Origin of the sequence: Nocardiopsis lucentensis DSM 44048 (assembly GCF_000341125.1) — a bacterium.
Lineage (GTDB): Bacteria > Actinomycetota > Actinomycetes > Streptosporangiales > Streptosporangiaceae > Nocardiopsis > Nocardiopsis lucentensis.
The window spans coordinates 1-10,898 of the sequence record NZ_ANBC01000806.1 but is presented as its reverse complement, the minus strand read 5'-3'; the positions used below and the strand labels follow the sequence as shown (position 1 = coordinate 10,898).

General features: G+C 71.7%; 7 protein-coding genes, 1 tRNA gene and 1 pseudogene. 2 read left to right on the top strand and 7 right to left on the bottom strand.

Going from position 1 to position 10,898, the window contains the following annotated elements:
* A partial coding sequence (locus D471_RS37935; RefSeq protein ID WP_017601725.1) for a GNAT family N-acetyltransferase occupies nt 1-409 on the top strand: 409 nt, incomplete at its 5' end.
* A gap of 119 nt (nt 410-528) precedes the next feature.
* Here the strand turns inward: D471_RS37935 and D471_RS0128215 are convergent.
* From D471_RS0128215 to D471_RS0128200, 4 genes are all read right to left on the bottom strand, one after another.
* Nucleotides 529-900, bottom strand: coding sequence for a hypothetical protein (locus tag D471_RS0128215; protein ID WP_327084668.1), 372 nt, complete (start codon nt 898-900; stop codon nt 529-531).
* Nucleotides 901-1,061: 161 nt separating this feature from the next.
* Nucleotides 1,062-1,137 (bottom strand) — tRNA-Thr (locus tag D471_RS0128210).
* A gap of 88 nt (nt 1,138-1,225) precedes the next feature.
* The gene (locus D471_RS0128205) at nt 1,226-2,791 is read right to left on the bottom strand and encodes an alpha/beta hydrolase (RefSeq protein WP_017601723.1); all 1,566 of its coding nucleotides are present in this window, start codon (nt 2,789-2,791) and stop codon (nt 1,226-1,228) included.
* Nucleotides 2,792-2,960: 169 nt separating this feature from the next.
* Nucleotides 2,961-4,133 (bottom strand): DNA polymerase III subunit delta', encoded by a 1,173-nt coding sequence (locus D471_RS0128200; protein ID WP_017601722.1) that lies wholly within the window; start codon nt 4,131-4,133, stop codon nt 2,961-2,963.
* Nucleotides 4,134-4,259: 126 nt separating this feature from the next.
* On the opposite strand from D471_RS0128200, the gene D471_RS37930 reads away from it, so the two are divergent.
* Nucleotides 4,260-4,727: a hypothetical protein gene (locus D471_RS37930; RefSeq protein WP_152486484.1), complete on the top strand. Its 468-nt coding sequence runs from the start codon at nt 4,260-4,262 to the stop codon at nt 4,725-4,727.
* A gap of 9 nt (nt 4,728-4,736) precedes the next feature.
* Here D471_RS37930 and tmk read toward each other — a convergent pair whose 3' ends face one another.
* The 3 genes and pseudogenes from tmk to D471_RS0128175 all read right to left on the bottom strand — a co-directional run.
* On the bottom strand, nt 4,737-6,845 hold the full coding sequence (tmk, locus tag D471_RS0128190; protein ID WP_017601720.1) for a dTMP kinase: 2,109 nt from the start codon (nt 6,843-6,845) through the stop codon (nt 4,737-4,739).
* Between the two features lie 235 nt (nt 6,846-7,080).
* Nucleotides 7,081-9,906 (bottom strand): type I DNA topoisomerase, encoded by a 2,826-nt coding sequence (gene topA, locus D471_RS0128185; protein ID WP_017601719.1) that lies wholly within the window; start codon nt 9,904-9,906, stop codon nt 7,081-7,083.
* Between the two features lie 636 nt (nt 9,907-10,542).
* Nucleotides 10,543-10,898 (bottom strand): annotated as a pseudogene (locus D471_RS0128175) (hypothetical protein); the annotation flags it as partial.

The window sequence follows — 10,898 nt, the reverse complement described above, 5'->3', positions numbered from 1 at the left end:
CCCGCGGCTGCCACTGGCCGTCGCGGTCAAGGCGGGGAACGGTTGGCGCCTGGTCGGTATGGTCGACCTGGAGATCGACGACACTCCTGCGCGGTCAGGCACGGTGGACTGTTGGCTCGATGCCCGCTTCGAGGGACGCGGGCTGACCACCCGGGCCGTCTCGGCCGTGCTCGACCAGGCGTTCGGACCGCTGGGCCTGAGCGTGGTCACGTGGTTCGTCCGCCTCACGGACCAACGGGGTCGGAGCGCGGCGCGGCGCCTGGGGTTCGTTCAGGAGGGCGTGTTCCAGCAGGGGGCCTTCCCTGGCGAAGGCGACGAAGCGGTCTTTCGTCTGCGAACCGACGGGTGGCGCGGGGCGGCGAACCGATCGCGCACGGCCGAACCGGGGTCCTGCGGTCCGTCCCACTGAGCCGGACTCAGGACAGGCCCCGGTGGCGCCCTTCCGGCCCCGCCGCCTCGCTTGCGCCACGGCACCCCGACGGCGCCCGAACGGCGAGACCCCCGGGTGACCGCCCCGGGAAAGGGAACCTAGGGATCCAGCGCGCGTCCGGGGCCGGAACCATCCCCCAGGTCCGCGACGATCCCCCGGGCGCGCTCCTCGTCGACGTCGGCCCGCTCGCTCACGATCCGCACCGCCTCCTCGGTCCGGTCCAGCGACACGAGGTTGCGCACCCGGGCGCGCAACGACGGCGGTAGGTCGTCGGGGCTCCGGGGCCCGGGCACGTATCCGCCGATCTGCGTCTCGGACGGCTCGACCCGCTCGGCGCCCGGGGCCCGTCCGGCCGCGAGGCGCTCCTCCAGCGAGGCGATGATCCGCCGCACCGCGTAGGAGCCCCCGCCGAGAACGAGGACGACCCCCACGAGCAGGAGCACCATGAACACCAGACTCATAGTGCGCATCTACCCGCATTCCGGTCATAACAGGCACGAACTGACACAACGTACGGTAAGCATCCATTGACCGGAGGCGACCCCCCGCGCCGGCCGCGGTCCGCACGGCCGCGGGCGCCCCGGAGAAACACCTCGGGCCCGCCCGGAAGAACCGGACGGGCCCGAAGGGGTGGAGCCGCCTGTCGGAATCGAACCGACGACCTATTCATTACGAGTGAATCGCTCTGCCGACTGAGCTAAGGCGGCACCGCGCCGCGCGTTCAACGCGGCGAAGCGGTCACCAGTCTAGCGCCTCCACCGGGGTGATTCGTACACGTTCACCGTGTCGGTTCCCTCAGGCGCACGCCATTCCGTCCTCGGGGACGGTCAGGTCGATGAGGTACTCGTCCACCATCGCGTCCACGCACCGGTCGCCCATCCGGTAGCCGGTGTGGCCGTCGCCGTCCCGGGTGACCAGGAAGCCGGAGTCCAGCTGCTCGGCGAGCGCCTGCGCCCAGGCGTACGGCGTGGCCGAGTCGCGCGTGGTCCCCACCACCATGATCGGGTCGGCTCCCTCGGCGTCGAGCGGACCGCCGGGGGCCACGGCCTCCTCCGGCCAGTAGGCGCACGGCAGCGCGCCCCAGGCGAGCCCCGGGCCGAAGTTCGGCGACTCCTCCTCCGCCTCGGCCGCGGCCCGCGCGTAGGCCTCGACGTCGCGCGGGCTCGGCGAGTCCGAGCAGTTGACCGCGATGAGCGCCGCGGTGGAGTTCTCGTAGTCCTCGGGCTCGGACCGGCTGTACAGGTCGTCCGCGAGCAGGATCAGGGCCGTGCCCTCACCGTTGTCCATGGCATCGGTGAGCGCCTCGCGCACCCGCGGCCACCAGGCGTCGGTGTACAGCGCGGCGAGCACGCCGAGCTCCGCGCGCGTGCGGTTGACCTCGCGGTCGTCGAGGGCGTTGGGGAGCGGGTCCGCGGCCGCGTCCTCCAGGAAGTCGTTCAGCACCGCGATGCCGTCGTCCACGCTGTCGCCGGGACCGCCCAGCGGGCAGTCCTCCCGCCCCAGGCAGTCCTCGACGAACGCCCGCAGCGCGGTCTCGAAACCGGTCGCCTGCGCCACGCTGAGGTCGAGCTGGTCCTGGCTCGGGTCGACCGCCCCGTCCAGGACGAGCGCGCGGACCCGGTCGGGGAACTGGTCGGCGTACTGGGCGCCGATGTGCGTGCCGTAGGAGGCGCCGAGGTAGGTCAGCCGGTCGTCGCCCAGCAGCGCGCGCAGGACGTCCATGTCACGCGCGACGTCGGCGGTGCCCATGTGCAGCATGAGGTCGGGCGCGTTGGCCTCGCAGGCCTCGACGAACTCGCGGCTGTTCTCCTCCAGCTCCGCCATGCCCTCCTCGGTGACCTCCGCCAGGTCCGCGTCCCCGTCCTCGGAGTCCACGTCCGTGCCGAGGAACTCGTCGAGCTCGACGGCGTCCAGGCAGGTGAGCGGCGTACTGCGCCCCACCCCGCGCGGGTCGAACCCGACCACGTCGAAGCGCTCGCGCACGTCGTCGCTGATCGTGTAGGCGGCCTGGTCGACGTAGTCGAACCCCGATCCCCCGGGGCCGCCGGGGTTGACCACCAGCGATCCGATGACGTCGTCGCCCTCGGCGGACAGGCGCTTGACCGCGATCTCGATCCGCTCACCGCCGGGGTCGTCGTAGTCGAGGGGCACCTCGAAGACCGCGCACTCGGTGCCCTCCAGACCGGACTCGCAGCTGTCCCAGTCGAGCTCCTGACCGGTGAACTCCGCCAGGGCGCCGGTGGCACCGGCCTCCTCGGGGCTCCCCCCGGCCTCGTCGGCGCCGCCGAACGTGCAGCCGGTCGCCAACAGCACCGCTCCCGCGAGCGTGGCCGCCAGCGGCCCCCGATTGATCGTGCCCACCCGTTGTCCGCCCTCTCCGTGTCGGCCGACCGTGGTCGGCGCGCGCCGTCGGCGCCGCACCATTGTGCCGGACCCGGTACCGGGTTCGCCCCGGCCCCCGCCCGTCGCCCCCCACGACCCGCAACGATCATCCCGGGCGGGATACTCCCCCGCGGCGCCCCGGGAACGGTCAACCGGCGAGCAGAGCCGAGGTCATGGCCTCCATGGCGATCTGCGGGTGCACGTTGGCGGCGATCCGCTCGCGGCAGCCCATGATGGCGTCGATCCTTCGGAGCGTGCCCTCTGGGGTGCTGGACCGCGCCACGCGCTCCAGGTCGCCGGAGCGGTCCGCGGTGGACCGTTCCACCCCCGCGCCAAGTTGGAGGGTGAGCACGTCGCGGTAGAACGCCGCCAGGTCGAGCAGCGCGCGATCGTAGGAGTCGCGTTTGATCCGGGTGGCGCGCCGCTTCTGTCGATCCTCCAGCTCCTTGAGCGCGCCCGCGGCGCCCCGGACCGCCTTGGCCACCCCCTTGCCGGTGGAACCCTCGCCGAAGGCCGCCTTCAGCTCACCCCTCTCCCGCTCGTCGAGGGCGGCGGTGAGGGCCTTGGACTCCTCCTCCGCGATCTCGTAGAGGCGGGCGGCGGCCGTGACGCACGTGCCGAGCCCGTCGAGCCGGGCGGGGATGGCCAGCACCTCCTCCCGCCGCCTGCGCGCCTCGGGGTCGGTGGCCAGTTGCCGGGCCCGGTCGAGCCGTCCGGCGGCGGCCCGCGCGGCGGCCTGGGCGGTCTCCGGGTCGACGCCCTCGCGGCGGACGAGCGCGTCGACCACCTCCCGCGTGTTCGGCGTGGTCAGGGTGACCAGCCGGCAACGGGACCGGATGGTGACGAGCAGGTCGTCGGGTGTGGGCGTGCACAGGAGCCACACGGTCCGGGGCGAGGGCTCCTCGACCGCCTTGAGCAGGGCGTTGGAGGCGGCCTCGGTGGCCCGGTCGGCGTCCTCGAACAAAACGATGCGGAACCGCCCCCCGGAGGGCTTGGATCCGGCGCGCAGGACCAGGTCACGGGTGTCGGCGACGCCGTAGCTCAGCCCGCTCGGCCGCACGTACAGCACGTCGGGATGGGTCCCGGCGAGCGCCTGGTGGCAGGAGCCGCAGTGTCCGCAGCCGCCGTCCCGGCACTGAAGCGCGGCGGCGAAGGCGCGCGCCGCCTCCGAGCGCCCCGATCCGGGCGGACCCGTGAACAGCCACGCGTGGGTCATTCCGCCGCCGGAACCGCCCGCGACCAGATCCCCCGCCGCGGCGACGGCGCGTTCCAGCTGGCCGACCGCGGCGCCCTGGCCGACGAGGTCGTCGAAGACCGTCACCCTTTACCCTCCCGTCACCCGCCTCGAACACCCCGCGGCGCGGTTCCGCTCGTGGACCCGCGCTGATGTCTGGTTCAAGGATAGGAGCCGACACCGACGACGGGCACCGTCGTCTAGGTTCCACCCATGGCCTCGATCTCCCGACCCCCCGCGACCCGTGCGGACTTTCCGTGCTTCTCCCCTGTCTTGGAGCCCTACCCCCTGCCGCCCGTCACCCGCCTGTGGACCGCCGACCAGTGGGCGGGGATCCGCCTGGGGCTGGTCTCCCGGGAGATGGAGGAGAGGTGGGACGCGTTCGTCGAGGACGACCGGCTCCTCGTCATGCGGAGCTGGACCGGTCGTTGCTTCTATGAGGCGGTCTTCGCCCCCCGCCCCGGGGGTTGGCGGATCACCGGCATGTGGGGGGAGGGAGCGCGGCCCGACACCGCGCCGCTGCACTCCCTGTTCCTCGAGCTGCTGATCCTGGGAAGCATCCTGGGGACGCCCGACCGAGCGTTGTGGGAACGGTTCGACGCCCTGGGCGGGCTGTCCGGGATGTACGGACCACCGCCCGGAGGGCCCCGTGCCCGCCCCGGGCGCCGGGGCGGGCACTGACGGCGGGCGCTACTCGTCCTTGATGACCGGGATCATCCCGGTCACGGCCTCCGAGCCGCTCGGCACCGGGTCGGGCAGCAGTGCGCGGACCCGGCGCCGGATCTCGCGGCCGATCTTCTCCTGCGGCTCCCGGGCGTCCAGCACCAGGTAGCGGTCCGGGTCCGCCTTGGCCAGGCCCAGGAAACCCTGTCGGACCCGCTCGTGGAACTCCGCCGACTCGGACTCGATGCGGTCGGCTGGGCCGCCGAGTCGGGACAGCCCGTCCTCGGGGCGGACGTCGAGCAGTACGGTCAGGTCCGGGACCAGACCCTGGGTGGCCCACGCGCTGATGTCGCCGATCTCCTCCGACGACAGGTCGCGCCCGGCCCCCTGGTAGGCGAGCAGCGAGTCCACGTAGCGGTCGCTGATCACCACGGCGCCGCGTTCGAGGGCGGGCAGGATCTCGCGTTCGACGTGGTCGGCCTTGTCGGCCGCGTACAGCAGCACCTCGGCCCGGGGCGTGATGTGCGAGTTCTCCTTGTCCAGGAGCAGCCCGCGCAGGCGCATGCCCAGTTTGGTCGCCCCCGGCTGCCGCGTGCCGATGACCTCGAAGCCCTGGTCGCGCAGCCACACGGTGAGTTCGCGGACCTGGGTGGACTTGCCCGCGCCCTCGCCTCCCTCGACGACGATGAACGCGCCGCCGTGGCCCGTCTCCTCCTCGTCCTCGTCACCCCTCGGGTCGACGCCGCGCAGGGCGGCGACGAGTTCGGGAAGCAGGCCGGGGCCGGCGTCGGGCACGTTCCGGTTCATCTGGCGGTAGCACACGAGCGCCACGACCACGGCGAACAGACCGGAGACCATGAGGACCACGCCGCTGCCGCGCAGGTCGTAGGTGAGCGGGCCGACCGGCAGGGCGTAGTCGCCGATGAGGCCGGCGGCGATCGGCGCGAGGGCGGTGGAACCGACCAGCACGATCCGCGCCGCGCCGTGCAGGAAGGCGAAGGTCCGCCCCCGGTACTCGTCCTCGACCTCGTGGCCGAGCATCGTCAGACCGATCACCCACGCGATCCCCGCGCCCATGCCGAGGAACGCCGTGAGCACGGCGGTGAGCACCATGTCGGCGACGGCGCCGGCCAGCAGCAGGGCCACGCCCGCGACGACGATGCTCAGTCCGAAGAGGCGGCGGCGACTGAACTTCTTGAGCACCCGCGGGCCGGCGAGCATGCCCAGCGCCATCCCGGCGAAGACGGCCGCGAAGACCATGCCGAAACCGGCGTTGCCCGCGCCCAGGGACTCGACGTGGATACGGCCGACACCGACGACCGCGCCCCCGGCGGCGAAGGCGCCGAGCATGCCCAGCACCAGGCCGCGCACGAGCGGGGTCCCGCCGACGTAGCGCCACCCCGTCCACACGGCGCGCAGGATCCCGCTGTCGGCGGTCGCGTCCTCGTCGTCACTCGCCGCCTTGTGCTTGGGGATCGGTAGACCGACGACCACGATCGCGGCGACGAAGAACGTGACTCCGTTGAGGTACAGAGCGATGTCCGCCTCAGGGCTGGCCATCGAGGGCAGCAGCGCGCCGAGCACGTTGCTGACCGAGGCGAGCGCGGCGAACACCAGGGCCGCCACGGGCGCGGTGCCGTAGGTGGTGAGCAGGCTGAGCTGGTTGGCCTGCTCCAGGAACTTCTTGGGCACCAGGTTGGGGACGGTGGCGTCCTTGGCCGGGGCCCAGAACAGGGCGACGATCTCGGCCAGGAGGTTGGCGATGAGCAGCCACTCCAGGGCGAAACCGGGAAGGAACAGCCCGACCAGAGGGATGGAGACGTACAGCAGACCGCGCAGCACGTCGCCGACGACCATCGTCCAGCGCCGGTCGAGGCGGTCGGCGACCACCCCGGCCAGAGGGCTGAACAGGATCGACGGGGCGAGCTTGATCACCACCACGCCGCTGACCGCCAGGTACTGGACGAGCTGGGAGCTGTCAGCGGTGAAGATCGCCGCCAGCGACATCAGGGCCAGCAGGCTGAGCCAGTCGCCCAGGCTGGAGAGGGAAAGCGAGATCCACAGCCTTCTGAAGGGTGAGATCGCGAGGACGTGGCGCGCCTCGGACGGCGCTCCCAGGGGTGCAGATCTGCTCATAGCGCTCAAGATTATCGGTGAGGGGGATAGGGACCGGCGGGTCGACGATCCGCCGCAGGTGATTCGAGAGATGGAACTGGAGGTCACACACGTTTCACGTGTTCCCCTCCGCCACACACAGACTAGTACGGAACATGAGTCCCGGACAGGGGGTGTTCGCGGCGGGTCACCGCCCCGGCCCGGGAACACCGCGCCCGGGCGCTTCCCTCAGGAAGGCCCGGGCGGACGCGGTGTGTCAGGACTCGCCGTCGGCGGGCTTCCTCGCCGTCGTCCGCGGCGTGCCGTCCTTCTTCGCCGCGGTGCTCTTCGCGGCCGCGGTCTTGCGCGTGGTCGACGCCTTCTTCGTCGTCGTGGCCCCGGACTTGGCGGTCGTCGACTTCTTCGCCGTGGTCTTCTTCGCCGCGGGCTTCTTCTTGGCCGGAGCCTTGGCCCGGCGCTCGGCGAGCAGCTCGGCCGCGCGCTCGTCGGTGATCGACCCGACCTCGTCACCCTTGCGCAGGGAGGCGTTCACCTCCCCGTCCGTGACGTAGGGGCCGAACCGCCCGTCCTTGATGACCATCTTGGCGCCGGAGGCCGGGTCCTGGCCCAGCTCGCGCAGAGGCGGAGCGGCCGCGCGGCGCCCGCGCTGCTTGGGCTGGGCGAAGAGCGCCTTGGCCTCGTCCAGGGTGACCGTGAAGATCTGCTCCTCGGTCTCCAGCGACCTGCTGTCGGTGCCCTTCTTCAGGTAGGGGCCGTACCGGCCGTTCTGCGCGGTGACCTCCTCACCGTCGAGCTCGCCGACGACGCGGGGCAGCGACAGCAGCCGCAGCGCGTCCTCCAGGGTGACGGTGTCCAGGTCCATCGACTTGAGCAGGGAGCCCGTGCGCGGCTTGACCTTCGTCTTCGCCTTGCCCTTGCCGTTCTCCTCGGAGGGCTCCTCGATGACCTCGGTGACGTAGGGACCGAAGCGCCCGGACTTGGCCACGATCGCGCGGCCGGTCTCCGGGTCGGTGCCGAGCTCACGGTCGCCGCTGGGCTGGGCGAGCAGCTCCTCGGCCTTGTCCTTGGTCAGCTCGTCAGGGGCCAGGTCCTCGGGGACGTTGGCGCGCTCCCCGTTCCGGTCCAGGTACGGGCCGAACCGCCCCACCCTCAGGACGATGTCCGTGCCGGGCAGCGGCAGGGAGGAGACCTCCTTGGGGTCGATCTCGGCCAGGTGGTCGCCCACCAGCTCCTTCAGACCGGTCTCCTGCTGACCCTGCGGGTCCTCCCCGCCGAAGTAGAAACGGCGCAGCCACGGCAGGCTCTCCGTCTCGCCGCGGGCGATGTCGTCGAGCACCTCCTCCATGCGGGCGGTGAACTCGTAGTCCACCAGGTTCCCGAAGTGCCGCTCCAACAGCTGGACCACCGCGAAGGCCAGGAAGGACGGCACGAGCGCCGTGCCCTTCTTGAACACGTAGCCGCGGTCCAGGATGGTGCCGATGATCGAGGCGTAGGTGGACGGGCGCCCGATCTCCCGCTCCTCCAACTCCTTGACCAGGGTGGCTTCGGTGTAGCGGGCGGGCGGACGGGTGCTGTGCCCCTCGGCCTCCAGCGTCTGGGCCTTGAGCGGGTCGCCCTCGGCCATCGCCGGGAGGCGCCGCTCGCGGTCGTCCAGGTCGGCCGCGGGGTCGTCGGAGCCCTCGACGTAGGCCTTGAGGAACCCGTGGAAGGTGATGATCTTGCCGGTCGCGCTGAACTCGGCGACCTCGCCGCTGGCGGAGGTGCCCTCGATCCGCACGGTGACGGACTCGCCGACCGCGTCCTTCATCTGGGAGGCGACCGTGCGCTTCCAGATCAGCTCGTAGAGGCGCAGCTCCGGTCCGGACAGGCCGGTCTGGGAGGGGATGCGGAACTCATCGCCCGCCGGGCGGATGGCCTCGTGCGCCTCCTGCGCGTTCTTGACCTTGCTGGCGTACACACGCGGCTTGTCGGGCACGTGGTCGGCGCCGTACAGACGCCGGGCCTGCGAACGCGCGGCGGTCACCGCGCTCTCCGACAGCGTGGTGCTGTCGGTGCGCATGTAGGTGATGTGACCGTTCTCGTACAGCCGCTGGGCGACCTGCATGGTCTGCTTCGCGGACAGGCCGAGCTTGCGGGACGCCTCCTGCTGGAGGGTCGTGGTGCGGAACGGCGCGTACGGGGAGCGGCGGTAGGGCTTGCGCTCCACGGACTTGACCGCGAAACCGGCGCCGGTCAGCCGCTCGGCGAGTCCGCGCGCGGCCGCCTCGTCCAGGTGGCGGACGGAGCGGTCGGAGCGCAGGGTGCCCTGGGAGGTGAAGTCGCGGCCGAGGGCCACACGCGTGCCGTCCACGCTGACCAGAGCGGCGGGGAAGGAGGCGGGCCCTTCGGTGACGCCCGCCTCGGTGGCGTCGAAGACCGCCTTGATGCCCCAGTACTCGGCGGAGGTGAAGGCCATCCGCTCGCGTTCGCGCTCGACCACCAGGCGTGTGGCGACCGACTGCACCCGCCCGGCGGAGAGCTTGGGCATGACCTTCTTCCACAGCACGGGGGAGACCTCGTAGCCGTAGAGGCGGTCCAGGATGCGGCGCGTCTCCTGCGCGCTGACCAGCCGCGTGTTCAGGTCGCGCGTGTTGTTGGCCGCGCGCTGGATGGCGTCCTTGGTGATCTCGTTGAACACCATGCGGCGGACGGGGATCTTGGGGTTGAGCTCCTCGCGCAGATGCCAGGCGATCGCCTCGCCCTCGCGGTCCTCATCTGTGGCGAGCAGCAGTTCGTCGGCCTCCGCCATGAGCTCCTTGAGCTTTTTGACGTGCGACTTCTTGTCGGCGTTGACGACGTAGAGCGNGCCCCCGCGGAGCCGTGCCCACGGCTGCCCCTTGTACTTGGCGGGGATCTCGGCGGCCTTGGTGGGCAGGTCACGGATGTGGCCGATGCTGGACTCCACGACGTAGCCGCGGCCCAGATAGCCGGCGATGGTCTTCGCCTTGGCGGGCGACTCGACGATGACCAGAGCGGTTCCCGCTCCCTGCCGTCCGCTGTCCTTCGAGCCGTTCTTGCCGGCGCTGCCCTTCGTGGGTGGCACGCTGTTCCCCTACGTCTAGCCCTACGTGATCTGTCCGACCGTGGTCCTGCGGTTTCCTGGGAACCGACAGTAACCGAATACCAGGCCCTCCCCCGTCGATGGGTGAGTGGCTCCTCCAGTCCGGGGTTCCTCCCCGACCCGGGCGCCAGGCTCACAACCACCGGCACCCGCAGAATAAGCGTTATCCGAACCGATACCGCTCCACGGCGTCCGCGCGTGGCCGTGGCGACCGTCTCCCACGATCGCCCTGCGGCTCCGGAGAGCACCCGGAACCCACCTTCGCAGTGACATCAGTCACACTCGGAGAGTCGGCGTTCCACGACCACCAGAATGCGACGAGTCCTCCCGGATATTCCCGGGAGGACTCGGCTCACGTCCTGGGTCGGTGACCGTCACCCCCACGCTCCCGCAGTCCACCGCGATCCATTACGGAACGGGAGTGCGGAGGCGACTCACCGGACACGGACGGTGTCCGCGGCGCCGGAGCGCCGGTCGCGGAACCTCTTCCCCCGGGCGTGTACCGCCGTCCGGTGGTGTTCGGCGTCTCGCAGTCCACCGCGATCCATTACGGAACGAGACACCGCACTCCTCCGGCCGTGCGGCCCACGGCCCCGGGTCGAAGACCCCGCTGGGTCGTTACAGGCCCACGCCGGCGACCCCGAGCAGCTGGCCGACCGGGTCGGCGGCCTGCATGGCCGAGGCCTCGGGCAGCTCGTCGGCCCGCTCGGGGGCGTGCTCCTGGACGGCCTGGGTCGTGGTTTCGCTCAGGCCGTACTGGACGGGGACCATCTCCGAGACGGGCACCTCGGGCAGTTCGTGCAGGACGGGGGCGGCGTCCAGGACACCCGACTGGTGCTCGACCGGGGCGCTCATGTGGTCGACCTCGGCGGTGTCACCGGTGGAGCTCGCCCCGGCGGTGCCGAGCACCGCGCCGACCGCGTTGCCCGTGATGTTCACCGGCACGTCGCCGTCGATGACGGCCTGGTTGCCGC

Excerpts from the sequence above, each read along its gene's own strand:
- D471_RS0128215 (WP_327084668.1), bottom strand. The coding sequence starts at position 900 with ATGCGCACTATGAGTCTGGTGTTCATGGTGCTCCTGCTCGTGGGGGTC.
- D471_RS37930 (WP_152486484.1), top strand. The coding sequence starts at position 4,260 with ATGGCCTCGATCTCCCGACCCCCCGCGACCCGTGCGGACTTTCCGTGC.
- tmk (WP_017601720.1), bottom strand. The coding sequence starts at position 6,845 with ATGAGCAGATCTGCACCCCTGGGAGCGCCGTCCGAGGCGCGCCACGTC.